Source organism: Asticcacaulis aquaticus (assembly GCF_028550415.1).
Lineage (GTDB): Bacteria > Pseudomonadota > Alphaproteobacteria > Caulobacterales > Caulobacteraceae > Asticcacaulis > Asticcacaulis aquaticus.
This window is the reverse complement of the sequence record NZ_JAQQKX010000001.1, coordinates 562,831-589,146: the sequence shown is the minus strand read 5'-3', so window position 1 is coordinate 589,146 and position 26,316 is coordinate 562,831. Positions and strand designations below refer to the sequence as shown.

Sequence of the window (26,316 nt, the reverse complement as noted above, 5' to 3'; positions counted from 1 at the left end):
GCGCGTCTGAGGCCATATATACGGACAATCCGGGGCAGCGAAAGCGTAGCGGGTTTTGTCTGAGGATGGCCGGTCAGGCGGCGCGGAAAGAGGCATCCGACGGATGCGAATTGACGCTGCCAATAATCAAAAACTTTTGTGATGTAAATGACGGTTTGTGTTGCGTACGCCCATTGCGCGCATTAAAACCAATATGAGAAGTGAGGTTTTATTCCAATGACGACGTTTGATGACCGGTCCAAGGGTTTCGAGGCGCAATTCGCCCATAGCGAGGATCTGGAATTCAAGGCTGTGGCCCGCCGTAACCGGATGATCGGTATCTGGGCGGGCGAAAAGATGGGCCTGTCGGGGGATAATCTCGAAAACTATGCCAAGGCGGTCATCCGCGCCGATTTCGAGCAGCCGGGCGAAGAGGACGTGATTCGCAAGGTGCTGGGCGATCTGGTCGCCTCGAACATCCCCGTCCGCGAAACCGAGGTGCGGACCAAGGTGGTCGAGTTCCTCGCTCAGGCGCGCGAAGCGCTGAAGTCGGAACAATAGGGATTTTCAAAGGCTCCGGGAACGGAGCCTTTTTTGTTGGGGAGGGGAATGATGAAGGCTTTGATAGCGGGGCTTGTCTTAGCGCTGGTAGCGTCCGGGGCGATGGCGGATGAACGGGTGACCGAGGCCGATGTTGCCGGACATGGCGACATGGCGTATCGCGCCAAAAGCTCGACGCTCTATCTGTCGGCGACCGGCGATCTCAATGGCGACGGGATCGATGACGAGGCCGTCTTTGTAAAACGCAGCGGTAAAGTTAAGGTCAGTGTCACGTTTGGCACCAAGGAACGCCAGCCCATCGTCGTAGTGACGATGCTGCCCATGCGGGCGTTCGACCTCAAAACCGATATGCCGCGCATGGGCGTCGATATCGTCGAGCATGAGCTGGTTGTGGGTACGTGCGACAAGCCGGCCTGTGAACCGGTGGCGGTCAGTAAATACGGCGTGAGCGTTTTTACGTTCGAGAGCGGCGCTCTGCTCTATACGTGGAACGGCAAGCGCTTCGTCGAGACGACCTTAGCCGATTAAACGAACCGCCCGGTGATGGCAAAGCGCGGCGCGCCGGCATAGGCGGCCAGCGAGGCGATCGAGCGCGGCTGATCGCCAGCGTAAAGCGACAGGTCGTTCAGGCGCGGCATGATCCCGCCTTCGATATCGCCCGACGGCGAATGAAACAGGATCTGACCGCCCCAGTCCGAGCGCCAATCATGGGTGAAGTTCCACTCGAACGACAGTTTCGCCGCGGCATCGGTGTGCATGGTGAAGAAGTCGCCCGGACGGTAACCGGTGGCGATCAAGCTTTGCAGCTTGAGGCCCGTCAGGCCGGTGACCTGCTCGCAGAAATCGGCAAAGGCCTGCGACCAGACCAGTTTGGCCAGTTCGAACACCGGATGGTCGTCACCGAGATTTTCCAGCGCCGCCTTCGTCGTCAGGTCGTAACCCAGATGCAGGAAACTCAGGCCTGTTTGCGCGCGCTCGGCGGCGGCAGCGAGGCGGTCCTGAATCTCCGACGGGTTCAGCGATTCCAGTTCCGTGCGTGAAATGATGTCCGGCGCGCCCTCGGCGTTGACGAGGTGCAGTTCCCACAGGGTCTGCTGCTCCAGGGCGTGATGGATGGCGTGGGCGTCGTCGTGCGGCAGCGCGCCTTCGAGGCGGATGCGGCCCTTCTGGGCGAAGCGGTTCTGGAAACCGGCAAAGTCGAAGGCGTCGGTGCGAAGGGCGAGGGACATGGGAGACCTTTGACAAGTAAGAACCCCCAACCACCGCATTTCACATGCTTCGCATGTTCGTGCGGTCCCCCTCCCCAACAAGTTGGGGAGGTATGAAGGTTTCGCATTTCTTATGCCTCCCTGGCTATGCCGGGGAGGGGGACCGTTCGCGAAGCGAAGGGTGGTGGGGTATCTTGCTTTATTCCCCGAACACGCGGGCGAAGATCGTGTCGACGTGTTTGGTGTGATAGCCGAGGTCGAAGAACGGCTCCAGTTCTTCACGCGTGAAGAACTTCGACACGTCCTCGTCCGCGCTCAGGAAGTCGAGGAAGTTGCCTTCGCCGCGCCAGACGCGCATGGCGTTGCGCTGAACCGCCGAGTAGCTGTCTTCGCGCGACATGCCCTTTTGCGTCAGGGCCAGCAGCACGCGCTGCGAGTGGACCAGACCACCCAGACGGTCGAGGTTCTTCTGCATGTTTTCCGGATAGACCAGCAGGTTTTCGACCACCCCGGCCAGACGGCGGAGCGCAAAATCCAGATGCACGCAGGCGTCAGGCGCGATACCGCGTTCGACGGACGAATGCGAGATATCGCGCTCGTGCCACAGGGCGACGTTTTCCATGGCCGGGACGACCGCCGAGCGGACGAGGCGCGCCAGACCGGTCAGGTTCTCGGTCAGGACCGGGTTGCGCTTGTGCGGCATGGCCGACGAGCCCTTCTGGCCCTTCGAGAAAAACTCTTCGGCCTCAAGGACTTCGGTGCGTTGCAGGTGACGGATTTCGACGGCCAGACGCTCGATGGAGGAAGCGACGACGCCCAGCGCCGCGAAGAAGGCGGCGTGGCGGTCCCGCGGGATGACCTGCGTGGACACCGGCTCGACGCTCAAGCCCATCTTCTCAGCGACATAGATCTCGACTTCGGGGGAGACGTTGGCGAAGGTGCCCACGGCGCCGGAAATGGCGCAGGTCGAGATTTCCTCGCGCGCGACCTCAAGGCGCTTACGGGCGCGAACGAATTCGGCGTAGTACCCGGCCAGTTTCAGGCCGAAGGTGACGGGTTCGGCGTGGATGCCGTGCGAACGGCCCACCGTGGCGGTGAACTTGTGCTCCAGCGCGCGCTTTTTCAGAGCGGCCAGCACGAGGTCGGTCCCTTCGAGCAGAAGGTCGGCGGAACGCTGAAGCTGAACCGCGAAACAGGTGTCGAGCACGTCCGAGGAGGTCATGCCCTGATGGAGGAAGCGCGCTTCCGGGCCGACGATTTCCGAGACGTGGGTAAGGAACGCGATGACGTCGTGCTTCACCGTGCGCTCGATTTCGTCGATGCGGTCCGAATCGAACGCCGCATCCTTGCCCTTGGCCCACAGGGTCTCGGCGGCATCTTTGGGGATGACGCCCAGTTCGGCCATCTTGGTTGCGGCGTGGGCCTCGATCTCGAACCAGATCTTGTACTTGGTCGACGGGTCCCAGATGGCGGCGGCGTCCTGACGGGAATAGCGGGGGATCATGGCAAGGCCTTTGTGCAGCGGCAAAAATTTTCCTGCGTGATAGGCGGGTGCCCCTCAAAGTCAAGTCCTAAAACCATGCGCCCGAAGGTGAATACCGGTGGCGATTCGGGGGATTTGCCCATGCAACCGACCCTGTTGAGGTGTTTTTGCACCGCCTGCGGCCTTAATTTGGTTAATTTACGCTATCTGCGCGAGCAGGGTTGGCGAACCGGTTAATGAAGCGTTAAAATCGGCCTCAAGTAAGATTGTGATGAGGTGGCTGAGGTGAACGGTTTCAAGCTGAAAGCGGGTGTGTCCGTACTGGCGCTGGCGGTGCTGGCCTGCGGGATGACGGCTCAGGCCGGGGAAAAGAAGGCGGTCAGGCCGGTCGGCGAAGTGCTGAACGAGCAACCGTCGTCCTATGGCAAGTCGGGCGCTCAGGGCGTCTATTTCAGCCAGAGCGATGTCAAGACGAAGAACCTGCCGGAGCTGAAGGCGAAGGACAAAGACTGCCCCGAGGGTACCGTCGACGGTCAGCATCCCGACCTCCCGGCCTATATCGTCAAGGACGCCCGGCCGAACCAGTGCTTCACCCGCCTGCTGAAAGCGCCGACCTTCGAGACCTATACCGACAAGGTGCTGGTCGCCGAGGCGCGCACCGAAACGCGCACCATTCCCGAAGAATGGCGCTGGGCCGAACGTAAGGTTGTCGTGACGCCCGAACGCGTGGAGCGCAAGGTGATCCCGGCGGTCACCCGCACCGTGGTCGAGGAAAAGGTCATTCAGGAAGCCGGCTGGCGCGAAGAGAGCGTCCCGGCAGTCTATGAAAAGCGCGTCGAACAGGTCATGGTCCGCCCGGCCCGTCAGGAATGGGTGAAATCCGAAGGTGTCGCCACCGGTGCCGCTCTGGTTACGCCCGGCGATCACCAGCCGGTGCGCTACCGCGCCGACGGCATGCTGACCTGGCCCGGCAAGGAACCGGTTCTGGTGCAGGCCGATACGCGCACGACCGAGTACCTGCAAAAGGGTTCGGCCCAGACCGTGTGGTGCCTCAAGGAATATCCGGCGGAATACAAGGCCATGGAGCGTCAGGTCGAGGTCCGCCCGGCCACCGTCAATCGCGTCCGCACTCCGGCCAAGATCAAGAAGGTCGAGCGTCTGGTCATCGACCGCGAAGAGCAGGTGGTCGAAAAGGTGGTGCCCGCGACCTATCGCGTCGAAAAGGTGAAGGAAGTCATCACGCCCGCGCGCACCGAAACCTATACGGTCCCGGCGGTCTATAAGCCGGTCGAGAAGACCCGCGCGTCGAAGGCACCCGAGCCCGTCTGGCGCGAAGTGATCTGCGACAAGAACACCTCGCCCGCCCAGATGAAGGAAATCCAGATCGCGCTCAAGAAGCGCGGCTACGATCCGGGGCCGATCGATGGCAATATGGGGTCGAAGACGGTCGCCGCCATGCAGAAGTTCCAGGCCGACAAGGGCCTGCCGCAGGGTCAGATGTCGGTCGAGGCCGCCGAGGCGCTTGGGGTTCGTATCCACTAGGAGGCGCGATCGGATCGATGTTGGGGGAAGGCCGGTGCGGAGGGGACGCTGCACCGGCCTTTTTATTTTCATAATAATGGGTCAGGATCGTAACCCAACGCCCACGCGGTGCGTATAACTATAAAACGGAGGACGACCATGCTGATCCGACACGCGCCCGACCTGACCGAAAACGATGTGACGCCGAAGGAGACCTATCTCCGGCGGCGCGAGATCATGGCCATGGGCATCGGCGCGGGCCTGTCGGCACTGGCGGGTGGGGCGCAGGCGGCGCAACTGACCGGCAAACTCAGTGGCAAGAAGACCTTCTGGACCAATGAGGCCCAGACCCCGCGCGAAGCCGTGACGACCTACAACAATTTCTACGAATTCGGCACCGACAAGTCCGAGCCCGCCAAATATGCCGCGGCGCTCACCACGCGTCCGTGGACGATCAAACTGGACGGCAAGGCGGCCAAGCCGCAAACGGTCGATATCGAAACCTTGCTCAAAGGCGCATTGGAGGAGCGGATTTATCGGCTGCGTTGCGTCGAAGGCTGGTCGATGGTCATTCCGTGGATCGGCATCCCTCTGGCCGACGTGATCAAACGCGCCGAACCGACGGCGGACGCCAAATATGTGGCGTTTGAGTCGCTGGCGCGGCCCAAGGAGATGCGCGGCGTGCGTTCACCGGTTCTGCACTGGCCCTATGTCGAAGGCCTGCGCATAGACGAGGCAATGAATTCGCTCGCTTTTCTGGCCGTCGGGCTCTACGGCGATCTGCTGCCCAACCAGAACGGCGCGCCGATCCGGCTGGTCGTGCCGTGGAAATACGGCTTCAAGTCGATCAAGTCGATCGTGCGGATATCCTTCACCAATAAACAGCCTTCGACCTCGTGGAACCTGAGTGCGCCGGACGAATACGGCTTCTATTCCAACGTAAATCCAACGGTCGATCATCCGCGCTGGTCGCAGGCGACGGAGCGCCGCATCGGCGAGTTCAGGCGCCGCGACACCCTGATGTTCAACGGCTACGGGGACAATGTCGCGCATCTGTATAAGGGCATGGATTTACAGAAGTATTATTGATGTCTCTTCCCGTTTACGGGGCCAAAGAATCTAAAAATCCTTCCCCGTTTATGGGGCCAAAGAATCTAAAAATCCTTCCCCGTTTACGGGGCCAAAGAATCTAAAAATCCTTCCCCGTTTACGGGGAAGGTGGCTGCGAGGGACGAGCAGACGGAAGGGGGAACCTGTAGAGTTCACAAACTCTGACCGTTCAGATTGAAACGTCGCATCCCCCCTTCCGTCTTTGAGCCTGACGGCTCAAATCCACCTTCCCCGTAAACGGGGAAGGATGAAAGCAAATCTGATGCTGACAAAGCCTGCACATAAACCCAAACGGGGCTTTACGCCCGATATCATTGTCGTTTGCCTGATCTGTCTGCTACCGCTGCTGTGGCTCGTGTGGCGATTTTTACAGAACGACCTCGGGGTCAACCCGGTCGAAACCCTCGTTCGGCAACTGGGTGTCTGGGGGCTCAGGCTGCTGGTTGTCGGGCTTCTGATCACCCCTGTGGCGCGGATTTTCAAGCAACCGCGCCTGATCCGCTGGCGGCGGCCCGTCGGCCTGTTTGCGTTTGCCTATGTGGCGCTGCACCTGACCAGCTATATCGCCGTCGATCAGTTTTTTGACTGGGGCCGCATCTGGGCCGATATCGTCAAGCGGCCTTATATTACCTTCGGTATGATCGCCTTCGTGCTGCTGATTCCGCTGGCCCTGACCTCGTTCAACGCCGCGATCAAACGTCTGGGCGGTGTCGCGTGGCGCAATCTGCACAAGCTGGTCTATGTCATCGTCCCCTTGGGCGTGTTGCACTATTTCCTGTTGGTCAAGGCCGACAAGACCATGCCTCTGGTTTATGGCGGGATCGTTCTGGTGCTGCTCGGCTGGCGACTGTGGAGGTGGATACGACGAAAGGTTTAAACCCCAAACGTCACATGGCCCTGAGCGTCGATGGTCCATACCGGGTTCCACGCGACTTCCCACAGATGCCCGTCCGGGTCGCTGACATAGCCGCGGAAACCGCCATGCAGCGGGGCGTCGGCCTGACCCGTCAGTTTCCCGCCGGCGGCCATAAGCGCCGCCATCACCGGCTCGACATCGGCCTGTTCCGGCACATTGTGCGCCAGTGCAAAGCCGCCGGTGCCGGAGGCGTAAACGCCGCTGTCGCTGGCCAGCCCGGATTTCAGCCAGGTCCCCAGCATCAGGCCGTTCATCTGATAAAACACGATTTCCGCGTTCTCGAACACCGGTGTCCAGCCGAAGCCTTCGGTGTAAAAGCGTCGCGAGCGGCTCAGGTCGTCGATCCCAAGCGTAATGACGGAAATCTGTTGCTGCATATGGGCCTCATAGTTTCCCTATGAGCTACCTGAACAGCGATAAGAATGCGATATCAGATCGCCCCGACCTGTTTCATGCTCAGCACGCCTTCGCGGCCGACGATCAGATGATCGTGAATGGTAATCTTGAGCGGCTTGCCCGCGGCGATGATCGCCTTGGTCGTGTCGATGTCGCCCTGCGACGGCATGGGGTCGCCCGAAGGGTGGTTGTGCATCATCCGATCGCAAAAATATCCGTTTGAATTAATTTAATAAATCGCAGAAAGAAATCCTGCTGGGGTATGGCGGTGGGTAAGGTGTTGCCATCGATAGGCTTCTCCTCGGGGTAAGAATGGTTTAGCCTCGCTGATTTAAGTCATTTTTCTGCAAAGTACACATAGCTATGAATGATGCCCTACGTCAGCCCGTGATAAAGGGTTGGTGGATTAGATAGGAACTATGTGTTGCAACGTTGATCAGATAATTGCGTGATCTGGTGAATAAGGGCATGATGCAACCGTACTTTGATTTGGGGGCGGAAAACCTTTTCGCTAATTTTCTTTGGTTTCGAAAACGAACAATACGGCAGGCGCGCAAGCAGCAGGGTATATTTTGCAGCTTGAAAGGGCGCTGCATCATTTAGCTCACGCATCGTCAATAAAAATAGCAGTTGCTATCGAACACTTTGATGATGTCGCCGTTATGGAAGATGAAAAAGTCCTTGCTCTTGAGCAAGACAAATCGTCGACCAAAGAGCAAAAGAAAATTCTAGCTGATCGCAGCCGGGCACTTTGGCGTACTCTACAAATTTGGTTGGCTCATGACGCATCTGCCGCAGGGGCGGATACCTCTCGCTATCTTTTCTTTGTTAATCAGTGGGTAGAGTCACCTATTGCACAGAAACTGAAAGAGTGTGGCGAAAAAAGCATTACTTCTAGTGAGGTCGTCAGCCTCCTTCGCGCGATTGGTGGCAAGCGCACTCAATCAAAGATTCAGATTATCATAGATGACGTGCTCTCTCGTTCTGACCCTGAGCTTGAGGCATTGATCAATAAGATCGAGATAGTTTTGGCGCCAGCCGGGGAACAGGAGACATCTTCCCTTGCGAATGGTCTCGGTCTCGATCCTCGCGCAGATATAGACGACATACTAACCAGCTTATTAGGTTGGCTGACTGCCCGCGCCCGTGCAGACTGGTCGGCCAAAAATCCTTGCATAGTAACCCGCTCCGAGGTGCTTATTTATTGCAGTACCTCGCAAAGGAAGCAGGCTAACAGCCGACTTTTGCCGCGGGCGTCGGCCGACATTTCGCTTCAGAAAGCCGATCGAGAGAATGCTCTGACCCGAAATTTCGTTGAGCATCTTTCAAAAATAAGCGCCGACGATGAAGACGTATTGGTCGCAGTAGACCATTTCTTGAGGTTCAATATCGAGAAACATCGGTTAGTTCGGACAGGAGAGGTGCCGGATAATGAATGGGGGCATCGTTCCAGTCGTCTGCGTGAGCGATGGGCGGGAATAAGGCGCGTTAAGGGGCGGGAACTGGCGGGCCGCACGAACTCAGAGATTGGTCATGCGATTTTAGCCGAGGCAACCTATCAGTATAAGGAGCCTCTGGATGGTCATCCTTGTGATGAGCTTTACATGACCGCGGGAAACTATCATCGTTTGGCGGACGACGATGAGGTCTGGTGGGACCCCGCATTCACTAAGGGGAGCGGGGATGCAGGGTAACCACGAGGAACTACTAGCAAAAAATCCAATACTATTGGCGCGGCTTTTTTGGCATGTTGCCAGAAAATTCAGTGAGACTTCGGGTGGCAAATCGCCTTCTTTGCCCGTTTTCCTGTTATCCGGGGGTCTGCTTCTGCACCGTGAAACGGTTGAGAAGGTTCATCGGATGAATTTCGATAGCCGTTTTGTGAAAATGGTGGTTGAGCGGCCGGACCTTATTGTCGGCTTGCAGGGGCGGGTTGAAATGAACTCCCGGTTTGCGCTGATGGGCGTTCAACTAGGAGTCAATGTCGCTCTGTTGCAGCGAGACGGTGGTTTGGGATTTCCCACATTTAGGGCGATTGGCGGCGTCGATCTGCCGGCGGAGCTACGCAGTCAAGAAGTGTCCAGCGCAGCATTGATTGGTGCTGCGAAACGCCTCGGGGCTTGGTTTGCCCTTGAGGAGTTGGACAGTGTGCAACGTCAATTAATTGTCGAGTTTTGAAAGATGAAGTTACTAATTCGCTCGGTAATTATCTGGCCGGAAGATCCAAATTTTGAACCACGTGTTGTTCCGTTCGACACTGGCAAGATATCAATTATCTCGGGGTGGAGCAGTACCGGGAAGTCGTCCATTGTCGACATCATCAATTACGTACTTGGTTCAGAGACCTGTTCCATACCGGTCGGCGTTATCAGAAACCTGGCTTCGTGGTATGGTTTAGAAATTGAAACAGATGCCGGTGTCATTCGCGTTGCAAGGCCGAAACCTGCCGAAAGGCAAGTGTCGGATGACATTTGGTGGCAAGAAGGGCGCGAGACAGAAGGACCTTTGCCCCGCCGCCCCGTTGTTACCAACACTGTCGCTCGAATGAAGCGCGTGTTCGACGGTCTTTCGGGATTGTCGAATTTAGGAGTTGTGCCGGAAGGAGCGCAGAACCGGGCAAGTTTCAGAGATATGGTTTCATTTAATTTGCAGCCGCAGCATGTCGTGGCGAACCCATATACGCTGTTGTTCAAGGCAGACTCGTCCGAGCATCGATTAAAGTTGCAGCACATACTGCCACTGGCGTTGGGGATTATCACGAATGAAGACTTGGTTCGCGCTCATCGGCTTCGGTTGATACGGGATGAACTGAGACGAGTTGAAACCGAATTGCGCTCACGTCGGAACGCTATCGATAATTGGCGCGCAACCGCACATGGCGCGTTCTACAGAGCCCAAGAGTTGAGCTTGCTGCCAGTGGGCGAGCCGCCAAGTGAACTTCCCCAGTTGATCAAAGTGCTGCACGAGGTGGTGAAGGCCAGAGGTAAATCAGTTGCCGCTGCGGGACGGGTCACTGCTGCTGTTGACCGGCTCGACGGCATTATTCAACGAGAGCAGGCACTGGATCTCAAAATATCATCACAACGGCGGAAGCTGCGAAAGCTCAAGAGCTTGGCGCGGACAGTGATCGACTATGATGCTGTTTTGCAGGAACAGGCTGGAAGTGTGGTCGGCGCTGGATGGTTCAAGGCCAAAACCCATGACGATTCGTGTATCCTCTGCGGCTCGAATACGTCGGTAGCAATGGAGGCTTTGCTGGAGTTAGAAAGTTCTATTGCTGAGATTTCAGCTTTGTCAGCAAGCGCAGCTTCAACAGCACCAATGGTTGACCGCGACATTGTTGCAATTCAGGAAGACTTGCTCAGAGACGAGCGCGAGCTGATATCCTTACGTCAAACACGTCGAACTTTCGAAGCAGAAGTTGACTCTGAACGAGGCCATAGCCAACGTCTTGAAGATGTTTTCCGCTTCATAGGCTCTACGGAGCAAGCGTTACGAATGTTAGGCGAGGTTGACGGTGAGGGGGGGCTTGTTTCTCGTGTCAACGAATTGCGGTCTGAACTGCGGGAATTGGGGGGCGAGGGTGACGATGATGATAAGATCTTGCGTTCTGCAAGGGTTCACCAGCAAATTTCGACCTACATACCTCGTTTTATCTCCGCACTGGGCGTAGCCGGTGCCGAAGGCGTGCCGGTATTGGACGAGCGGGAACTGAATCTAAAGTTCGAACGTGAAGGCGCAAACAGACCTGATTTTCTTTGGGAGATCGGAAGCGGTGAGAATTGGATGGGTTATCACCTGGCCACGTTACTCGCGCTGCATGGCGTGTTCTTGAATAGGGACAAGAGCAATCCCGTGCCGACCCTTTTGGTAATAGATCAGCCAAGTCAGGTTTATTTTCCCAGTGACACTTTTGATAGTTACGTTCCAGGTGAGGTTGATCAAAAGGGCAAAGGGCGCCGACGCCGGCATTTAACAGATTTCGAGAGCACCGTTAAAATATTTGAAAGCTTGGCGAGGGCGCACCAAAGTTTTGGGGGACGGCTACAGATAATTGTCCTCGATCACGCCGATCAGAAAGCGTGGGGGCACGTTGAAGGCATAAAAGGCGTAGAGGATTGGCGGGGAGACAATGATTTTTTAATCCCCTCAAGTTGGATTCCTCGGGACCAGGATCAGGGTGAGCATGAAAAGCTACCAGATGGGATGAATTGATCTTGCCTATGAAAGAAAACGAAGACGTGGCGGAAAGTTCGGTAGATCTGCACCAGATTTGGCTAGGGTATGTAAACGAACACATGGCTGTAGGTGCAGAGCTATCGCCTTCGCTAGAATTTACGGCGTTCGATGTACTTGAGCGATTTTTCGAACTGCACCCTCTCTTCTCACCGAGGTGGGAGGCGATAATGAGCGTAGTTTATAGCGATGCCTTTGATGAGGATGCTGATGCCGCTCTTATCACCGCTGCCAAAGTGGGAAGCTTTGATAATTGGGCTAGTTTGTCAGCGGGTGTTTGGCGAAACCTTACTGAAAGACTCCTATACTGTGAAGTTGTCATTTATTCGGCTGCTGCTGCCGATCCGTTCGAAATTACAGACCGCTTACCGATAGGGCTGTCGCACGAACAACAATCGATGAGCTTGTTTCTTAAATACTTTTTAGGTCATGGTAGATCGATAGATAGAAGGGTTCTGCCCTTCAAACGGCGAAGGTCGATCTCGTTTCTGTCGCCATCACAATCACTACAGCGGCATTAATATCTGGCAGTGGTTTCGGGCCTCATGCCAAACAAACACAGCCTGCTCAATATCAATAACTGCGGCCACCGACGGCAATCCACACGAAGTTGCCGTCGTTCCCGACGACGACTTTGAGACATCGGGATGCGCCGATTACGGCACGATCCGTGCAACAAAATAGGTGCGAGTGCTGGTGAAAGACGGTGGCATGTGGCACTTTAGGTCTTTAGAGGGATTATCGGCATGAACGCTCAGGCACGTATCAAGGAAGTGACGCTGCAAGAGCTTAGGCAAGCTATCGCCGATGGCACGCGTGGCGATTATAGTTGCGCCCACGATCATCAGGTTTCACTTGACGCCTGGAGTTTCCAGGCGCGTGAACTCGATCAATTCGCGCAGGGACGGGGTTTCGTGTCCCGGGGCCACCCGACGGCTACCGGTGCCAATCTGATCGACCTGCTGGTCGTCCGGATTTAAGTCGGGCGCATCGCCGATCAGCAAACGAATCTAGCAAGTTCGAGCGTTTTTCCACAGCGGACTGGTGTCTGGTTCTCCGTTGTTCGCATGAATTGTAAATGAAAATGCAAGTTTTGACCTGTGCCATCAGTTGGTATAAGGCTCTGATTGCTTGGCAAAGACCTTTTGTTGTTTGCCTTTGCAATAAAAGGAAGCTCGCGTGTCTGAACAATCCGAACTCACCGACATGGTGGTTGAAATCGTCTCGGCCTATGTCGGCCATAACTCGGTGCCAGCCAATGAGGTGCCCCAACTCATTCAGAGCGTTTTTGGTGCGCTAAGCAATTTGTCCACCGCGCCCTCGGTAGAGCCGGAGTCACCCAAAGCACCCGCGGTTTCGATCAAGAAGTCGATCGCCGACGATTACATCGTTTGTCTGGAGGACGGTCGGAAATTCAAGTCGTTGAAACGGCACCTTCGGACGAAGTACAATCTCAGCCCCGAAGAGTATCGCGCCAAGTGGAACCTGCCGAAAGACTACCCAATGGTGGCACCGTCTTATGCGGCCGCGCGCTCTTCGCTCGCTAAGCAAATGGGGCTGGGGCAGGGCGGTCGTCAGGTTGCAAAAACTAAGCCCGCTGTCAAACGCACCAAAGCGTAGTCTCCATCTTGCAGGGGCGTTCAGGCCCCTGCGTTGCTGTCGTCAGCCCATTCTGGCGATCAGTGCGACCGTTTTGGGGTCGGGCTCAGCCCCAAACCGGCGAATAAGCGCTTCTTGAAATATGCCGCTGTAAGGTGCGTCTGGGTTGGCGACTTGAGCGAACAACGTCAACGACGAACGAAACTTCAGGTCGTCGGGCGAGCCGAACAGGTGGAGGAGGTCTGACGGGACCGTATTCCGTTTCTCTACGGCCGATGAGATGGCGGGGGCGACGGCATGACCAGGAGCCGTCGGTTGATAGAGATTTAGGGTTTCGCCTGCTGGCGAAAGGATGTCCGCAAAGACCGGGTTGACGAGATTGCGTTGTAATTTGTGTGTCTTGAGCACGCGGAATAGATGGCAACCTTCGACTGTCGGACCACCATCTGGAAGCGGCCGCGCGCCGACTTCGTAGACAAGAACGAGCCTAGCGAGCGTCAGGTTTAGAATTACAACGCCCTCGGCGCAGGCTTTGGGGCAGGGCAGACTGTTGCTTCAATCAAGCTGGCGACAAGCTTTCGATGATCCGGCAGTCGGCAATAGTGCCGCAACTGCATTGGGTGATCAGGCGCGACAGTTCGGTGTGCAGGGCTGTGAGATCGGCGATCTTGCGCTCGACCTCGATCAGGTGCGCCTTGGCGATCTCATCCACCCCGAGGCACGAGCGATCCTTGTCATCGGACAGGGAGAGCAAGGCCTTGACCTGATCCAGTGAGAAGCCGAGGTCACGTGCGCGCCGAATAAAGCTCAGGCGGTTTAGATGTTCCCGGTCGTAGGTGCGGTAGTTGCCTGCTGTGCGCGCCGGTGCGGGCAGAAGCCCGGACTTCTCATAAAAGCGGATCGTTTCGACCTTGGTGCCAGTGGCCTTGCCGAGATCGCCGATAGAAAATGACATGCGCTTGACCCTATAGTAGCTACAGGGTCTATATATCCTGTCAGTTCGTATTTGACGAGGTGACAGTATGGCTGGTGGATGTTGTTCCGGGTGTAAACCTGAAGCCCCAAAAGAAGATAAGCGCTGGCGGCGCGTCCTGTGGGTAGCGCTCATCATCAATGCTGGCATGTTCGCGTTGGAAATCGTGGCAGGCGTGGCGTCGCACTCGGCATCCCTGAAGGCTGACGCTATGGACTTTCTGGGCGACAGCGCCAACTACGCAATCAGTCTGGGTGTCGCCGGCATGGCGTTGCAGTGGCGGGCGCGTGCCGCACTGGTCAAGGGTCTGTCGCTGTTCGCCCTGGGACTATGGGTACTGGGCAGTACAGTCTGGATGGCGTCGACCGGTACACTGCCGAAGGCCGAAACCATGGGCATTATCGGCGTGCTGGCCCTGGCCGCCAATCTCGTCTGCGCGGTCCTGCTCTGGACGCATCGCCACGGCGATGCCAACCGCCAGTCGGTATGGATATGCTCCCGCAATGACGCCATCGGCAATGTCGCGGTCGTCGCCGCCGCCCTTGGTGTTTTTGGCACAAACGCGGCTTGGCCGGACATTGCTGTCGCTGTCGTCCTTGCCGGTCTCGGCATCAGCGGCGGCTGGCAGATCGTCCGGCAAGCCCTGTCCGAGTTGCGCACCGGACAGGCCGCCACCGAGACTTCGATTAGAAGCGCAGACGGACACCGCCATTGAGCGTAAAGCCCTCGGTCGGTGCCCAGGCGTCGACCGTCCAACGCCCGTCCGCCGCGCGGTGAGGCCGCAAGATTGGGTTATGTTTGGTCTGGCGAACGTTCAGCAAGTTCTCGGCATTGAGGAAGAGGCTGACCTTACCGAAGACCATTTCGCCCATCGCGCCAAGCTCCCAATAGGGCTTGCTCTCGGTTCGATAAAGGTTGTCTTCCAGCATCTGCTTGCCCGTGTAATAGGCCTCAAAGCCGAGGCGGCCCTTGCCGTGCTCCTCCCACATGGCGACGATACCGCCCGTGTGCTTGGGTGTATTGGGCATATCTCGGCGAAGACCATTGGAGGGATCAGTCTCGGTGGCGTCGACATAGACGTAGGACCCCGTGACCGAGAACGCGTCCCACTTATAGCGAAGACGCAGTTCGGAGCCACGCGTGCGGGTGACGCCTTGAGCGTTTATCAGGCGCACGGAGGTCGCGCTCGTTTCCTGCAACTGGACGGCGTCGTCAATATCCGATCCGAAAAGGGTGACATTGGCCTCGATAGGCCCTTCATTATAGCCAAGATCAAACGAGGCGGTCCGCGCCACTTCTGGTTCAAGCTGACCCAGTGGCTCCAGCCGTCCGAGACCGGCGGCCTCGATCTCATCGACGAAAGGCGTAGGGGCAAAGAACCCGCGGCCGACGGACGCTCGCACGGTCCAGGGGCCAGGGCGATAAAGCAATGACACGCGCGGGCTGAACTGCGAGCCGTATTGGCTGTGGTCGTCCAGACGTCCGCTGCCGGCCAGCGTCAGTGCGGTGCCGATCTTCTGCTCGACCTGCGCGAAGAGACCTGGAACGGTGTAATCGTAGTTGAAACCGCTGAAGGCCTTTGAGCGGTAGCGATCACCTTGCCAGGCGATACCGGCCACCCACGAGGTTTGACCAGCTTCCTGATTTATCGCCGCTTCGGCAAAGGTCGTATCATGGTGATCGCGGTCGGTGACAGCACCAAAGCGATGGTCGTGACGCTGGCTCATGGTTGAAGCGCGCAGGCTTAACGTACCCCAATGCTCGACAGGAATGGTGGCGTTCAGCCCGGCATCCAGACGGCGCGTGTCCTGGGATTCAACAAAGGCCGTTCCATCCGGCGCAGTTCGCCCGGGCACGGTACCGCCGTCACGCTGTTCAGTCATCGCACCGACGGTAAGCAGCGCCTTCGCGCCATTGTCCCCGTACCAGAAAAGCCGCGGCCGCAGCGTCCAGCGCTCATATCCGGCCATGTCAGCCCAGCCGTCGCCATCGATGTCGTTCTGGTCCTGCCGGTGATAGCCCACCGTCACCGAGTAACTAAGGGCATCGTTCAACGGGGCTGACGTGTAGCCTGTAGTGTCTTGCCCGCCTCGGCTGGTGACGTTCAGAAGAGCCTCGTTCTCCAACTCGGGGCTGGGGCGGCGCGAAACAAGGTTGATGACGCCACCCAAGGCGGAGGCACCGTAAAGTGCGGAGGCCGATCCCTTGATCACCTCGACCTGTCCCAGATCCGTGGGAGGAATTTGCAGCAGGCCAAGGGCTTGTCCGCCGTATAACGGTAGACCATCGGTCAGAAGCAGGGTGTATCGGCCCAGCATGCCCTGCATACGGATGTTCGCGGAGCCCAATGACGGCGAGGTGACCTGCACCCGAATACCGGGGGTTTCGCTGACCAGCATGGCGATGTTACCGGGGGTCATGAGGAGTTTTTCCTCGATCTCTTCCCGATTGATAACCTCGACGCGGATCGGCTCGTCCTGAAGTTTACGCCCGGCGCGCGTCGCCTGGACGATTACCTCTTCGATCTCTTCATCCTCGTCGTGATGGTCGGCGTGCTCCTGAGCAACGGCGGGCAAGGCAAGAAGCAGTAGCGGCAAGGCAGCGACAGATGACAGGAAATGGGCTCTCAGCGGGCGCACGAATGATACCTCCGACTCGATCAAGGGGATGTATCGGGGTTTGTAGAGCCTGTACCTACTACAGGGTCAAGCGCAGGGACGGATTAAAATAGCTCCGCTTGTGGCGGCAGGGCTTCCGCAATCTGGTCCTCGTTGACATCGTCCTTCTTCGGACCCGTCTTGACGATCTTCAGGCTTCCATCCGGCAAGGGGCGTTGGAGCTTACTGGCTTCCGACCATGGTGCGTTCAGCCACAGATCCAGTTCCTCGTCGGTCGTCAGGATGACCGGCATGGCCTTCGGATGAACCGCATGAACCTCGGCGTTGGCGTCCGTAGTCAGGAAGGCGAACAGATCATTGGTGGTCTCGCCTTCTTTGACTTTGCGCACTGAGGTCCACTGCGGCACCCATACCCCTCCGAAAAAGGCCTGCGGCCGCGTGTCGTCGAAGGCGAACCAGGTGTTGACCTTAGAACCATCGGCCTGGTTGGGCTCGCAGAAGCTGGTGAAAGGGACGAGGCATCGGTTGGCTTCACCCAGCCAGCGGCGCCAGTGCGATGACGTCGTCTTCCGGACATTGGTGACACCGCCATCGGCGTTCTTGCCTTCGAGGGCAAAGGCCGGGGACGGTAGGCCCCAACGCGCCATGACAAGCTCGCGACCGTCCGCTCCGTTACGTACGATCGGTGCCATATAATCGGGGAAGATGCCCGGCAGATAGGGCAAGTTGCCAGTCTTATCGATCATGGCCTTCGCGGCGGCACGTACGCCTTCGGCGGCCTTGGTCTGGCTATACAAATTGCACACGGGCGCCTCCGTTTTAACCGATCATCTCCGATGTTTACCGGGTGCGCAAGCGCACTAAATGTGCCTCGAAAACGAATGTTGAAAGGTGTGGAAAAGGGGCTTGTCGGTTGGATCGCAATCAGACAACAAATTACACATTGGTCGACCTTCCTGTGGGCAGGTGAGTGAAAACCTAAATGCAGGCGTTGCCAAGCCGTCGATTCAGTTTAGGTCGGATGACCAGCCTGCGGAGCAACCGATGAGCCTGAATCCCGAACCCTTCCGCCTTTACCAGCAACGTCTAACTGCGGTGATCGCCGCAGTTCAGGCCTCGCCGGAACCGATTGTTCAGGGACGTGCCTGTGCCGTAGGGACGCTGACCTCTATGGCTAATCGGGTGAACAAGTTGTTGGAGGCGTGGGAAACCAGGGGCATGACGAACGTCGATCGCAACGACGTTGTTCGCGACGATTCGACGCTGCGCTGGCTGAAGGACGACCATTGGGTATATCAGGATTTCGCCGACGCATTTTTCGATCTTCCAGATGCTCCGTCACCGCTGACATTCAGGGAGGCAATGGACGCGCTGATCGCATCTCAGCAAGCGTCCGTAGCCGAATCCGCCGTTTAGCTTAGGCGATAGAGCTTTTCTCAAATCGACAGGCTGCCGCTTGCTTTTTGGCAGCGCGACCCCGAAACAGACTGTTGATGTCATCGCTTAAAGGCGAAAGCGCTTTCGTCAACCAGTCCGACCAAACTCGTTGATGTACGTCCTTAATACATCCGCGCCGCGCCAGGCGCGAAACATACAAGTCACGATGGCGCGTTGGACCGTTTGAACAGTTGTGCTGCCATCTGCGATGCCGGTAAGCAGACGATCGATAAATGTACTCAAACGTGCCTGATCGAGTTCCGGCAGGTCGCGCACGTGGTCGAAAACCATATCGTAGAGTTCGGCGGCCACGGTTCGTCGATCGGCCTCGCCCAGATCATACAGCATCAACCATTCGCTGACCCGAGCCGGGTCGATGCTGCGCGCCTGATTCTCCGGAGTCAGTGCCATCTGCTCTCCTATACGCTTGTCGCTACGGCTTCACGGTGTTCGGCCTCTGCGCCGCGTGTCCGCCGAACCATGATGAAGCTACTGCTAAAGCGCTGACCGCTTTCGAAGAGGGACCAAGCGCCGGTGATTTCGGTATGATCATGCGAAAGTTCACCGTCATACATGACGCTATGACCCCAGCCGCCTGATCCGTCGTAGGTTTTGACGAAGGATACTCTGACACCATGGAGGTTACCTTCCACATAGGCGCCGATATTTGGTTGCAGGGCGAGTTCTGCCTCGACGGTTTCGGTTATCGACCCGAAAAAGCCGACACCGGTCTGGACCAGACGCGCAGTGAACAGGCACGGGGGCTGCCCCCAGTCGTCAGGATAGCTATAGGTGCCATACCAGGTCCCCGTAAGCGAAACCGCTTCGGTCATTTTGCAGGCTCCGCCGCGACCGCGCTGACCAGTGCGCTCAGGATCGCCTCATAGTCCGTCACTTGGAAGGTTCCGTTGCCGTCTACCTTGAATTGCGCGATGGCCAGTTCCGTTCTGGCGCTCAAGACGCCATTGGCGGGGCCGGGGTCGTACCCAAGCCGCGTCAGCAGCTTCTGAATGTTCAGCACGGTGTGGCGATTGGCGCGGGCAGTGGTAGCGGATGACGACGGTGTTTTTCCCGCCTTGGCTTGAACCATTTCCGGCGGTTGAGCGTTGGCCGGGGTTTTCGGCGCTTTCGTTTGCGACGCGCTCCACACGATGATGGCCACCGCTACGGCGAGAATGGCCGCCGTCGTCACCTTCAGTCGTTTGTCACTGCCTAGCGCTGGCATGGGGTAAGTCCCGGTCGTTGATGTTAAAGCCAACACTAGCGGGAGATGATCATAAGAAAAAGCCCGGAGCGGAACCGATGCGTAATCCCGACTGCCGCGGGCAAAAAAAAGCCGCGCATTGCGGCGCGGCTTAAAAGTTTACAGGGAGGAAACGCCCAGGAAGGGCAATCGATGCGAACATCGAAGTCTTAAGAGTATTGCTGCGGTGCGGCAGAAACAAGGCGCTCGATGAGACAGCGCTGTCACGTTTGGTTACAAGTAACTTTGCTGAGCTGGTCCTATAGCTCGCTCGCGTGGTCGTAACCCGCTGCAAAGGCTTCGGCCAAGCTCAGGGTTTGCGCTTCTGCCATATAAAGCAGATAGGCAAACCCCACATTGGTAAGTTGCAACCTTCCGCTTTCATCGACGATGAATAATCCTACCCGGAGGCACTCTTTTTCACCGACACTCTGGAGGAGTTTGTCGAGTTCGGGGGCGCGATTGAAGTCGATAACTTTGCCGCTGGACATTCCCTTACGATAGCACGGGCAACCCTCGGCTACGATCCTCTCCACAAAAAATCGAAGGTCGTTGAAAAAATCTTTCACCCGCTCCGATTTCGGTAAGGCCTTGCGGACTCACGCGAATCTTTCATTCGAAACATTTAAAGAACATCGTCTCAGCAGGAAGCTGTCAGCAGGGGGCATTGACTCCCCTTTTCATCTGGAACAAACATAGAACATATTCACGTCTACCCTCTCATATACGCGTACTGGAAAGGACCGCTGATGTTATGTCGACCCACTCGCCCGTCGTCCTCTCCCAGTTACGCCAACGCATAGAAACCATTGAAAATATTGGTGCCCGCGCGCGGTCTGTGCTGCCTTTCGGTGTCCCCGAGATAGACGCTAAACTGCCGAAAGGTGGGCTGACGATCGGCGCTTTGCATGAGATCGCTGGCGGGGCCAACGGTGCCGTCGATGGCTCGGCCGCCATCTCATTCGCCGCCGGTATCGCGGCACGGACAGGTGGCAACGTCCTGTGGTGCTACACCCAGCCTGATCTGTTCGCCCCGGCTCTGGCCAATTCCGGCCTGACCGAAGACCGGGTGGTATTTTTCGAGGTCCGCGACGAGAGCGCTATTCTCGGTGCTTGCGAAGAAGCCTTGCGCCACGGCGGCCTGACCGCCGTCGTGGGTGAACTGGCCGGGCTATCGCGCGTCGCCTCGCAGCGCTTGAACGCCGCGGCAGAGGTGACCGGGACCATGGCGCTGGCTGTGCGCCGCTGGCGCCGTCACGTCGATGCCCGTGATTTCGGGCACCCGACAGCAGCCTTTACCCGATGGCGTATTACCGAACTCAACTCTTCGCCTTTGCCAGTGCGCGGGGTCGGGCGGTCGCGATGGCAAGTCGAGCTGATGCGCTGCCGGGGCGGCGACAGCGCCGACTTTGAGGTAGAGGCCTGCGACGCGGACGGTCGCCTCAGTCTTGGCCATCACGAGGCCGCCGATATGTCGTCGGGCGGATGGGAGCGGCGAGCGGCATCATGACTCTGGAATCCGATATGTTTGAGATTACGACCGACAAAACGTCGATGAAGCTGTCGCATGGCGTCATGGTCCTGCTGACCGTGGCGCGGCACGACCGCGACTACATGTACTGCGAGCGTAAGACGACCGCCAAAGGCGAGGTCTATTACGACATCGCGAACTACCGGTATCGTGAGGATTGCTCGGCGCTGCCGCAGTTGCCGCGTGCGCCGCAGATTCTGGACGTCATCGATCTCTATGGCACTGACTACGCGGATATCGCATGACCGAGCTGTTCGAATGTTGCGGGCAGGTCGTTGCCCTCTCCAGGATCGTGGTCATCGCGCCCGTGCGTGACAGCACCGATGGCGACAACCCGCATCTGATTTTCCATGTCGATATCAGGGGCCTCGACGCCGGGCTGTGGTTCCAGTCCGTTGATCCGTCAGCGGAAGCACATCAATTTCTGCGCCGGGAGAGAGATCGACTTATCGAGGCCTGGACGATTTTTTGTCTTGGGCAGGTATATGATGTCGGCGTGCTGAAAGTAGGACTGCCCGCCATCACCGCGATTACACCCGTCTATAGTCAATCGGCCCTGATCGGCGGCTGGGGTGGGGTGTCCCGGCATCTGCCGCGCTATGACATCCATGTCTCCGGCCTCAAGGAACCGATCCGGCGCACGGCGTCACTGGTCATGTCTGACGCTGCACTGCGCGATGAACGCGAAGCCGTGCTGCTGGCCTGGGCCAACAACTTCCAGCCCATCCTGCGAAAGCAGGCCGGGTAGGCTCTCATGCCCAGAGTTCTGTCCCTGTATTTTCCGTTTTGGGCCACCGATCGGCTGCGTCGCGCCATGGGCGAGGCCGCGCCTTCGCGCGACGTGCCGCTGGCGCTCAAAGGTCAGTCGGGTAACCGTCGCCTGATTACTGCGGTCGATGATCTGGCTTTACATGTGGGTGCGCGTATTGGCATGCCGGTGGCCAAGGCCGAGAGCCTGTTTGGCGATATGGTTCTTTTAGATGCTGATGTGTCGGCAGATGCGTTTGCCCTTGAAAAGGTGGCGATCTGGGCCTTGCGGCAATATTCGCCGCTTGTCGCTGTCGATGCGCCTGACGGATTGATCCTCGACATTACAGGCGCGGCGCACCTTTACGGCGGTGAGGCCGGGTTGGTGGCCGACGTGGTGCGCCGGTTATCTGATCTCGGCATCACGGCCCGGGCCGCTCTGGCCGACAGTTGGGGCGCGGCCTATGCCTTGGCCCGGTTCGGTGCGCAGCCTCAGTCTATCGTCGCGCCGGGACAAACCGCGGATGCTTTGTTACCGCTGCCGGTCGAAGCCCTGCGCTTGCCGTCCGACATGATCCCCGACCTGCGTCTGCTTGGCCTCGACACCATCGGCGAACTGGCCGGCAAGCCGCGACCGCCCTTGACGCGCAGCTTCGGGCCGCTGTTGTTTCGCCGCATCGATCAGGCCTTCGGTCGGTTGAATGAACCTATAGAGCCCGTCGAGTCCCCCGAATTGATCGTCGTCGAGCGTGTCTTTGCCGAACCCATCGGCGCGCCGGAGACGATGCAGAAATACACCCAGCGCCTCGTCGATATGATGTGCGAGCGACTGGAAGAGAACGGGCTGGGGGTCCGCCGTTTGGACCTTCACTTCGTTCGCGTCGACAACCGCATCGAGACGATCTTCGTCGGCACTGCCAAGCCGGTGCGGGACGCCAAACGCTTGGGGCGACTGCTGACCGATAAGATCGAAACCGTCGATCCGGGCTTCGGGATCGACCGCATGAAGCTGATCGCCGCGTCGGTCGAGCCGGTCGGGTTCAAGCAGATGGCTACCGCCTATGCCGAGCCCGCGCGCCCGGATGTCGAGGATCTGTGGGACACCCTGAGCAATCGCTATGGGGCAGGCTGCCTCTACCGGGCCGTCTCGGTCGCCACCGACATACCCGAGCGCGCGGTCAGACGTCTGCCGCCGACGGCTGTTGAGGTCGGGTCACGGCGCAATGCCGGGTATCGTCGACCCCAGCGCCTGTACCGGCGGCCAGAACCCATCGAGACATTGGCCGCCTTGCCCGACCATCCTCCGAAAGCGTTTACGTGGCGCCGCGAGCGCTTCCGCGTGGTCTGCGCCGACGGGCCAGAACGCGTACTTGAGGAGTGGTGGCGAACCGACAAGGAGATCGGCAAGGTCCGCGACTATTTCATTCTGGAGGTTGAGAGCGGTGAACGCTTCTGGGTCTTCAGAGCCGGGGATGGCCAGCACGCAAGTACGGGCGGGCTCAATTGGTTCCTGCACGGCAAGTTCGACTAAATGAATTATATCGAGCTTCAGTGCGCGTCCTACTTCTCCTTCCTGCGCGGCTGTTCCTCGCCGGATGAATTATTTCATCGCGCCAAAGACCTCGGCATGGAGGCCCTGGCAATCTGCGACCGCAACAGCGTCGCCGGCATGGTGCGCGCCCACGTGGCGGCAAAGGAAACCGGGGTGCGGCTGATCGTCGGCTGTCGCCTCGATCTGCGCGATGGACAGTCCTTGCTGGTCTATCCCACCGATCGCGCCGCCTGGGGCAATCTGTGCATGTTGCTCAGTCTCGGCAAATCGAGGGCCGGGAAAGGAGCCTGCGATATCGACTGGTCGGATGTCGAGGATTATTCGGAAGGCCTGGTGGCGGTCTATATCCCCGACCAGCCCGACGAGCTTCTGGCCCAGCGTCTGCGTAGCTTCAAGCGCGTCTTTGCCGACAGAGGTTATATGGCGCTGACCTTGCGCCGACGGCAGAACGACCATCTGCGCCTGCAATCCTTGTCGAACCTCGCCCAGGCCTGCCGGGTGCCTACCGTCGTCACCAATGACGTGCTTTACCATGTTCATGACCGCGCCATGCTGCACGACGTCGTCACCTGCATACGCCATCGCTGCACCATCGACACGATGGGGGATTTGCGGAACCTATACGCAGACCGCTATCTGAAACCCGCCGACGAGATGTGGCGTTTATTCAACGATTACCCCGACGCCCTGCGACGGACGCAGGCTCTGGCCGATCGGTGCCGGTTTTCTCTGAGCGAGATCGAATACCAGTACCCGGAAGAAAAGACATTGCCGGGCCTTACGGCGATCGAGGCCCTCAAGCGGCTGACCTGGGAAGGCGCGAAGTGGCGCTTTCCTGAAGGTGTGCCGGACCACGTCATCGCGCTGTTGAAGCACGAACTGGAACTGATCGATTCCCTGAACTACGCCCCGTACTTCCTGACGGTGAACGCGATTGTCCAGTTTGCGCGGTCGAAGGACATTCTCTGTCAGGGCAGGGGATCGGCGGCCAATTCCTGCGTCTGCTATGTCCTTGGCGTCACCTCCGTCGATCCCAGCCGCAACGAGCTGTTGTTTGAAAGGTTTATCTCGGCGGAGCGCAATGAGCCGCCCGATATCGATGTCGATTTCGAACACGACAGGCGCGAGGAAGTGTTGCAATGGGTCTTCGAAACCTACGGCCGCAAGCACGCCGCCCTGACCGCTGTGGTGACGCGCTTTCGTACGCGCGGCGCACTGCGCGATACGCTGAAGGTGCTCGGTTTCCCTGAAGACACCATCAAGACGCTGGCGTCGCAGATCCGCCACTGGCATTCGTCGGGTTTTGATCCGGCCATGGCCCGTGAACTCAACCTCAATATGGAGGATCGCCGCCTGCGGCTGGCCTTCGAGCTTCACCTGCTCCTGCTCGATGTGCCGCGCCAACTGTCCCAGCATCCGGGCGGCTTTGTCCTGACGAATGACCGCCTTGATCAGCTTGTCCCCATCGAACCCGCCGCCATGAAAAACCGGCAGGTCGTCGAATGGGACAAGGACGATATCGACGCGTTGAAAATCATGAAGGTCGATTGCCTAGCTCTGGGGATGTTGTCCTGCCTTCGACGCGGCTTTGACCTGCTGGCGGAAGCCAAAGGACGCTACATCGATTTGGCCAGCATACCGCCGGAAGACCCGCGCACCTACGCTATGATCCGCAAGGCCGACACCGTCGGTGTTTTCCAGATCGAAAGTCGGGCGCAGATGGCCATGCTGCCGCGAACCAAGCCCATGACCTTTTATGATTTGGTCGTGCAGGTCGCCATCGTCAGACCCGGCCCAATCCAGGGAGACATGGTCCATCCGTATTTACGGAGAAAGGAAGGGCTGGAGGACGTCTCCTATCCGACGCCGGAACTGGAGGCCATCTTAGGAAAGACGCTGGGGGTGCCGCTGTTTCAGGAACAGGCCATGCGTGTGGTGATCACCTGTGCCGGGTTCACGCCGGGCCAGGCCGACCTGATGAGAAGGGCGCAGGCAACTTTCAAAAAAACCGGTGGTATCGGACCGCTGTCTCAGCAGATCATCGACGGTATGCTGGGCAATGGCTACACGCAGGAATTTGCCGAAAGTCTGGTCAGGCAGCTCGAAGGCTTCGGCTCGTATGGCTTCCCGGAAAGCCACGCTTTCTCATTCGCGATCGTGACTGAAGCGAGTTGTTGGCTAAAGTGCCATCACCCGGACGTCTTTCTGGCGGCCATTCTGAATTCGCAGCCGATGGGCTTTTACGCGCCGGCCCAACTGATCGCCGATGCCAAAAAGCACGGCGTAGAAGTGCGTTGGTTCTGCCCAAATGCCTCGCGGTGGGACTGTACGCTGGAACCCACGACCCGACCCGACCGGTTTGCGGTCAGGCTTGGGTTTCGTTTAATCAACGGCATCCGCAGTCAGGACGTTGCGGATCTGATTCTGGCGCGAGGCGAAAAACCCTATCAGTCAATCCCCGACCTATGGCGTCGCGCAAAGACGCCGGTGCCGACACTTCGCAAGCTGGCCCGTGCCGACGCCTTCGAGGCGGCGTTCAGGCTCCCGCGCCGCGAAGCCCTGTTCGCCATCCGCTCGCTGGGGGATGACGTCCTGCCGCTGTTTGACGGCTGGCTGGACGCGGACGGTCTCAGCGAGTCTGAGGTTAATGCGCCGCAAATGACGCTGAGCCGCATGACCGACGGCGCCAATGTTGTCGAGGACTATAGCCAGGTCGGCTTTACGCGCGGCGCCCACCCTTTGAGTTTCCTGCGCGGGGATTTGGCGGGGAAGGGCTATGTAACCTGCCATGAAGCCATGACGGCAAGGGACAAGCGCTACGTTCAGGTCGCCGGCATGGTGACGGTCAGACAGCGACCCGGCTCGGCCAACGGGGTCATCTTCATTACCATGGAAGACGAGACCGGTGTTGCCAATGTCGTTATCTGGGAGAAGGTCGGCGAGTTGCACAAACGCGCTGTCTACGGCTCCAGCCTGATCCTGATTTCTGGGCAGATCCAGCGGGAAGGGGAGGTGGTTCACCTCATCGCCCGGTCCGTCGCCGACCTGTCACCGATGTTGGCCGAGATTGGCGACCGGGATGCGCCTTTGGCCGTTCCGCATATGCCGGGTGATGAATTCCGCAATGGCGGGTCCGGCGTTGATCCAAGGGTGGTCAGAGCGGAAGGTGGGCGCGCGTTGCAACGGAGCCGGGATTTCAGGTAGCA

30 protein-coding genes are annotated in these 26,316 nt (G+C 58.3%); 18 read left to right on the top strand and 12 right to left on the bottom strand.

All coding sequences use genetic code 11. The features are described from left to right. The first annotated feature begins 216 nt into the window (after nucleotides 1-216). Complete coding sequence (locus PQU92_RS02865) at nucleotides 217-540, top strand: DUF1476 domain-containing protein (RefSeq protein WP_023464069.1); 324 nt, start codon at nucleotides 217-219, stop codon at nucleotides 538-540. A 51-nt stretch (nucleotides 541-591) separates the two neighbouring features. Next, entirely contained in the window at nucleotides 592-1,068 is a 477-nt protein-coding gene (locus PQU92_RS02860; protein WP_272746702.1) for a hypothetical protein, read from the top strand. Here the strand turns inward: PQU92_RS02860 and PQU92_RS02855 are convergent. Together PQU92_RS02855 and purB are read right to left on the bottom strand one after the other, a co-directional pair. Beyond that, complete coding sequence (locus PQU92_RS02855) at nucleotides 1,065-1,769, bottom strand: 2OG-Fe(II) oxygenase family protein (RefSeq protein WP_272746701.1); 705 nt, start codon at nucleotides 1,767-1,769, stop codon at nucleotides 1,065-1,067. The two genes, PQU92_RS02860 and PQU92_RS02855, sit on opposite strands and share 4 nt — an antisense overlap. A gap of 178 nt (nucleotides 1,770-1,947) precedes the next feature. After that, nucleotides 1,948-3,252, bottom strand: a complete 1,305-nt coding sequence (gene purB, locus PQU92_RS02850; protein ID WP_272746700.1) for an adenylosuccinate lyase — start codon at nucleotides 3,250-3,252, stop codon at nucleotides 1,948-1,950. 264 nt (nucleotides 3,253-3,516) lie between these two features. Between purB and PQU92_RS02845 the strand changes: the two genes are divergently transcribed. The 3 genes from PQU92_RS02845 (at nucleotide 3,517) to msrQ (ending at nucleotide 6,739) form a co-directional block, all read left to right on the top strand. Beyond that, on the top strand, nucleotides 3,517-4,773 hold the full coding sequence (locus tag PQU92_RS02845; protein ID WP_272746699.1) for a peptidoglycan-binding domain-containing protein: 1,257 nt from the start codon (nucleotides 3,517-3,519) through the stop codon (nucleotides 4,771-4,773). 138 nt (nucleotides 4,774-4,911) lie between these two features. Next, the gene (gene msrP / locus PQU92_RS02840) at nucleotides 4,912-5,841 is read left to right on the top strand and encodes a protein-methionine-sulfoxide reductase catalytic subunit MsrP (protein WP_272746698.1); all 930 of its coding nucleotides are present in this window, start codon (nucleotides 4,912-4,914) and stop codon (nucleotides 5,839-5,841) included. Between the two features lie 283 nt (nucleotides 5,842-6,124). After that, nucleotides 6,125-6,739 carry a protein-methionine-sulfoxide reductase heme-binding subunit MsrQ gene (gene msrQ / locus PQU92_RS02835; protein WP_272746697.1) on the top strand — a complete coding sequence of 205 codons (615 nt, stop codon included), beginning with the start codon at nucleotides 6,125-6,127 and terminating at the stop codon, nucleotides 6,737-6,739. Here the strand turns inward: msrQ and PQU92_RS02830 are convergent. Both PQU92_RS02830 and PQU92_RS02825 read right to left on the bottom strand, forming a co-directional pair. Further along, complete coding sequence (locus tag PQU92_RS02830) at nucleotides 6,736-7,155, bottom strand: VOC family protein (RefSeq protein ID WP_272746696.1); 420 nt, start codon at nucleotides 7,153-7,155, stop codon at nucleotides 6,736-6,738. The genes msrQ and PQU92_RS02830 overlap by 4 nt on opposite strands. A gap of 53 nt (nucleotides 7,156-7,208) precedes the next feature. Further along, nucleotides 7,209-7,373 (bottom strand): JAB domain-containing protein, encoded by a 165-nt coding sequence (locus PQU92_RS02825; RefSeq protein ID WP_272746695.1) that lies wholly within the window; start codon nucleotides 7,371-7,373, stop codon nucleotides 7,209-7,211. Nucleotides 7,374-7,695: 322 nt separating this feature from the next. Here PQU92_RS02825 and PQU92_RS02820 point away from each other — a divergent pair, with 322 nt between their 5' ends. The 6 genes from PQU92_RS02820 (at nucleotide 7,696) to PQU92_RS02795 (ending at nucleotide 13,030) form a co-directional block, all read left to right on the top strand. After that, nucleotides 7,696-8,868: an ABC-three component system protein gene (locus tag PQU92_RS02820; RefSeq protein ID WP_272746694.1), complete on the top strand. Its 1,173-nt coding sequence runs from the start codon at nucleotides 7,696-7,698 to the stop codon at nucleotides 8,866-8,868. After that, the gene (locus tag PQU92_RS02815; RefSeq protein ID WP_272746693.1) at nucleotides 8,858-9,352 is read left to right on the top strand and encodes a three component ABC system middle component; all 495 of its coding nucleotides are present in this window, start codon (nucleotides 8,858-8,860) and stop codon (nucleotides 9,350-9,352) included. Before PQU92_RS02820 ends, PQU92_RS02815 begins: the two co-directional genes overlap by 11 nt. 3 nt (nucleotides 9,353-9,355) lie before the next feature. Further along, on the top strand, nucleotides 9,356-11,389 hold the full coding sequence (locus PQU92_RS02810) for a DUF3732 domain-containing protein (RefSeq protein WP_272746692.1): 2,034 nt from the start codon (nucleotides 9,356-9,358) through the stop codon (nucleotides 11,387-11,389). Nucleotides 11,390-11,397: 8 nt separating this feature from the next. Continuing rightward, complete coding sequence (locus PQU92_RS02805) at nucleotides 11,398-11,931, top strand: hypothetical protein (protein WP_272746691.1); 534 nt, start codon at nucleotides 11,398-11,400, stop codon at nucleotides 11,929-11,931. 225 nt (nucleotides 11,932-12,156) lie between these two features. Then, entirely contained in the window at nucleotides 12,157-12,390 is a 234-nt protein-coding gene (locus PQU92_RS02800; protein WP_272746690.1) for a hypothetical protein, read from the top strand. A 199-nt stretch (nucleotides 12,391-12,589) separates the two neighbouring features. Beyond that, nucleotides 12,590-13,030 (top strand): Ros/MucR family transcriptional regulator, encoded by a 441-nt coding sequence (locus PQU92_RS02795; protein ID WP_272746689.1) that lies wholly within the window; start codon nucleotides 12,590-12,592, stop codon nucleotides 13,028-13,030. 42 nt (nucleotides 13,031-13,072) lie between these two features. Here the strand turns inward: PQU92_RS02795 and PQU92_RS02790 are convergent, their stop codons facing one another. Together PQU92_RS02790 and PQU92_RS02785 are read right to left on the bottom strand one after the other, a co-directional pair. Further along, on the bottom strand, nucleotides 13,073-13,417 hold the full coding sequence (locus tag PQU92_RS02790; RefSeq protein WP_272746688.1) for a DUF1810 family protein: 345 nt from the start codon (nucleotides 13,415-13,417) through the stop codon (nucleotides 13,073-13,075). 151 nt (nucleotides 13,418-13,568) lie between these two features. Then, complete coding sequence (locus tag PQU92_RS02785) at nucleotides 13,569-13,964, bottom strand: MerR family transcriptional regulator (protein ID WP_272746687.1); 396 nt, start codon at nucleotides 13,962-13,964, stop codon at nucleotides 13,569-13,571. Between the two features lie 67 nt (nucleotides 13,965-14,031). Here PQU92_RS02785 and PQU92_RS02780 point away from each other — a divergent pair, with 67 nt between their 5' ends. Then, a complete protein-coding gene (locus tag PQU92_RS02780) occupies nucleotides 14,032-14,697 on the top strand; it encodes a cation efflux transmembrane domain-containing protein (RefSeq protein WP_272746686.1) in 666 nt (221 codons plus the stop codon). Here the strand turns inward: PQU92_RS02780 and PQU92_RS02775 are convergent. Beyond that, nucleotides 14,669-16,621 carry a TonB-dependent receptor plug domain-containing protein gene (locus PQU92_RS02775; RefSeq protein ID WP_272746685.1) on the bottom strand — a complete coding sequence of 651 codons (1,953 nt, stop codon included), beginning with the start codon at nucleotides 16,619-16,621 and terminating at the stop codon, nucleotides 14,669-14,671. The two genes, PQU92_RS02780 and PQU92_RS02775, sit on opposite strands and share 29 nt — an antisense overlap. An 83-nt stretch (nucleotides 16,622-16,704) precedes the next feature. Beyond that, on the bottom strand, nucleotides 16,705-17,406 hold the full coding sequence (locus tag PQU92_RS02770) for an SOS response-associated peptidase (protein WP_272746684.1): 702 nt from the start codon (nucleotides 17,404-17,406) through the stop codon (nucleotides 16,705-16,707). Between the two features lie 238 nt (nucleotides 17,407-17,644). Here PQU92_RS02770 and PQU92_RS02765 point away from each other — a divergent pair, with 238 nt between their 5' ends. After that, the gene (locus PQU92_RS02765) at nucleotides 17,645-18,016 is read left to right on the top strand and encodes a hypothetical protein (RefSeq protein WP_272746683.1); all 372 of its coding nucleotides are present in this window, start codon (nucleotides 17,645-17,647) and stop codon (nucleotides 18,014-18,016) included. A gap of 108 nt (nucleotides 18,017-18,124) precedes the next feature. Here the strand turns inward: PQU92_RS02765 and PQU92_RS02760 are convergent, their stop codons facing one another. The 4 genes from PQU92_RS02760 to PQU92_RS02745 form a co-directional block, all read right to left on the bottom strand. Next, nucleotides 18,125-18,448 (bottom strand): hypothetical protein, encoded by a 324-nt coding sequence (locus PQU92_RS02760; RefSeq protein ID WP_272746682.1) that lies wholly within the window; start codon nucleotides 18,446-18,448, stop codon nucleotides 18,125-18,127. Nucleotides 18,449-18,456: 8 nt separating this feature from the next. Further along, the gene (locus PQU92_RS02755; RefSeq protein ID WP_272746681.1) at nucleotides 18,457-18,870 is read right to left on the bottom strand and encodes a hypothetical protein; all 414 of its coding nucleotides are present in this window, start codon (nucleotides 18,868-18,870) and stop codon (nucleotides 18,457-18,459) included. Continuing rightward, nucleotides 18,867-19,262: a peptidoglycan-binding domain-containing protein gene (locus PQU92_RS02750; RefSeq protein WP_272746680.1), complete on the bottom strand. Its 396-nt coding sequence runs from the start codon at nucleotides 19,260-19,262 to the stop codon at nucleotides 18,867-18,869. The genes PQU92_RS02755 and PQU92_RS02750 overlap by 4 nt, the downstream gene beginning before the upstream one ends. A 278-nt stretch (nucleotides 19,263-19,540) precedes the next feature. Further along, a complete protein-coding gene (locus PQU92_RS02745) occupies nucleotides 19,541-19,849 on the bottom strand; it encodes a hypothetical protein (protein ID WP_272746679.1) in 309 nt (102 codons plus the stop codon). Between the two features lie 269 nt (nucleotides 19,850-20,118). Here PQU92_RS02745 and PQU92_RS02740 point away from each other — a divergent pair, with 269 nt between their 5' ends. Genes PQU92_RS02740 through PQU92_RS02720 form a run of 5 tightly spaced genes read left to right on the top strand, consistent with a single transcriptional unit; the run spans nucleotide 20,119 to nucleotide 26,314 of the window. Continuing rightward, nucleotides 20,119-20,790: an ImuA family protein gene (locus PQU92_RS02740; RefSeq protein ID WP_368407090.1), complete on the top strand. Its 672-nt coding sequence runs from the start codon at nucleotides 20,119-20,121 to the stop codon at nucleotides 20,788-20,790. A gap of 14 nt (nucleotides 20,791-20,804) precedes the next feature. Further along, nucleotides 20,805-21,056 carry a hypothetical protein gene (locus tag PQU92_RS02735; protein WP_272746677.1) on the top strand — a complete coding sequence of 84 codons (252 nt, stop codon included), beginning with the start codon at nucleotides 20,805-20,807 and terminating at the stop codon, nucleotides 21,054-21,056. Beyond that, nucleotides 21,053-21,559, top strand: a complete 507-nt coding sequence (locus PQU92_RS02730; protein WP_272746676.1) for a hypothetical protein — start codon at nucleotides 21,053-21,055, stop codon at nucleotides 21,557-21,559. The genes PQU92_RS02735 and PQU92_RS02730 overlap by 4 nt, the downstream gene beginning before the upstream one ends. A gap of 6 nt (nucleotides 21,560-21,565) precedes the next feature. Then, nucleotides 21,566-23,089: a Y-family DNA polymerase gene (locus PQU92_RS02725; protein ID WP_272746675.1), complete on the top strand. Its 1,524-nt coding sequence runs from the start codon at nucleotides 21,566-21,568 to the stop codon at nucleotides 23,087-23,089. Further along, nucleotides 23,090-26,314, top strand: coding sequence for an error-prone DNA polymerase (locus tag PQU92_RS02720; RefSeq protein ID WP_272746674.1), 3,225 nt, complete (start codon nucleotides 23,090-23,092; stop codon nucleotides 26,312-26,314). The last annotated feature ends 2 nt before the right edge of the window (nucleotides 26,315-26,316 follow it).

Coding starts and splice junctions, on each gene's coding strand:
- PQU92_RS02815 (WP_272746693.1), top strand. CDS start 8,858: ATGCAGGGTAACCACGAGGAACTACTAGCAAAAAATCCAATACTATTG.
- PQU92_RS02855 (WP_272746701.1), bottom strand. CDS start 1,769: ATGTCCCTCGCCCTTCGCACCGACGCCTTCGACTTTGCCGGTTTCCAG.
- PQU92_RS02725 (WP_272746675.1), top strand. CDS start 21,566: ATGCCCAGAGTTCTGTCCCTGTATTTTCCGTTTTGGGCCACCGATCGG.
- PQU92_RS02720 (WP_272746674.1), top strand. CDS start 23,090: ATGAATTATATCGAGCTTCAGTGCGCGTCCTACTTCTCCTTCCTGCGC.
- PQU92_RS02755 (WP_272746681.1), bottom strand. CDS start 18,870: ATGACCGAAGCGGTTTCGCTTACGGGGACCTGGTATGGCACCTATAGC.
- msrP (WP_272746698.1), top strand. CDS start 4,912: ATGCTGATCCGACACGCGCCCGACCTGACCGAAAACGATGTGACGCCG.
- PQU92_RS02805 (WP_272746691.1), top strand. CDS start 11,398: ATGAAAGAAAACGAAGACGTGGCGGAAAGTTCGGTAGATCTGCACCAG.
- PQU92_RS02730 (WP_272746676.1), top strand. CDS start 21,053: ATGACCGAGCTGTTCGAATGTTGCGGGCAGGTCGTTGCCCTCTCCAGG.
- msrQ (WP_272746697.1), top strand. CDS start 6,125: ATGCTGACAAAGCCTGCACATAAACCCAAACGGGGCTTTACGCCCGAT.
- purB (WP_272746700.1), bottom strand. CDS start 3,252: ATGATCCCCCGCTATTCCCGTCAGGACGCCGCCGCCATCTGGGACCCG.
- PQU92_RS02860 (WP_272746702.1), top strand. CDS start 592: ATGAAGGCTTTGATAGCGGGGCTTGTCTTAGCGCTGGTAGCGTCCGGG.
- PQU92_RS02865 (WP_023464069.1), top strand. CDS start 217: ATGACGACGTTTGATGACCGGTCCAAGGGTTTCGAGGCGCAATTCGCC.
- PQU92_RS02810 (WP_272746692.1), top strand. CDS start 9,356: ATGAAGTTACTAATTCGCTCGGTAATTATCTGGCCGGAAGATCCAAAT.
- PQU92_RS02760 (WP_272746682.1), bottom strand. CDS start 18,448: ATGGCACTGACTCCGGAGAATCAGGCGCGCAGCATCGACCCGGCTCGG.
- PQU92_RS02765 (WP_272746683.1), top strand. CDS start 17,645: ATGAGCCTGAATCCCGAACCCTTCCGCCTTTACCAGCAACGTCTAACT.
- PQU92_RS02780 (WP_272746686.1), top strand. CDS start 14,032: ATGGCTGGTGGATGTTGTTCCGGGTGTAAACCTGAAGCCCCAAAAGAA.
- PQU92_RS02735 (WP_272746677.1), top strand. CDS start 20,805: ATGTTTGAGATTACGACCGACAAAACGTCGATGAAGCTGTCGCATGGC.
- PQU92_RS02785 (WP_272746687.1), bottom strand. CDS start 13,964: ATGTCATTTTCTATCGGCGATCTCGGCAAGGCCACTGGCACCAAGGTC.
- PQU92_RS02830 (WP_272746696.1), bottom strand. CDS start 7,155: ATGCAGCAACAGATTTCCGTCATTACGCTTGGGATCGACGACCTGAGC.
- PQU92_RS02750 (WP_272746680.1), bottom strand. CDS start 19,262: ATGCCAGCGCTAGGCAGTGACAAACGACTGAAGGTGACGACGGCGGCC.
- PQU92_RS02800 (WP_272746690.1), top strand. CDS start 12,157: ATGAACGCTCAGGCACGTATCAAGGAAGTGACGCTGCAAGAGCTTAGG.
- PQU92_RS02825 (WP_272746695.1), bottom strand. CDS start 7,373: ATGATGCACAACCACCCTTCGGGCGACCCCATGCCGTCGCAGGGCGAC.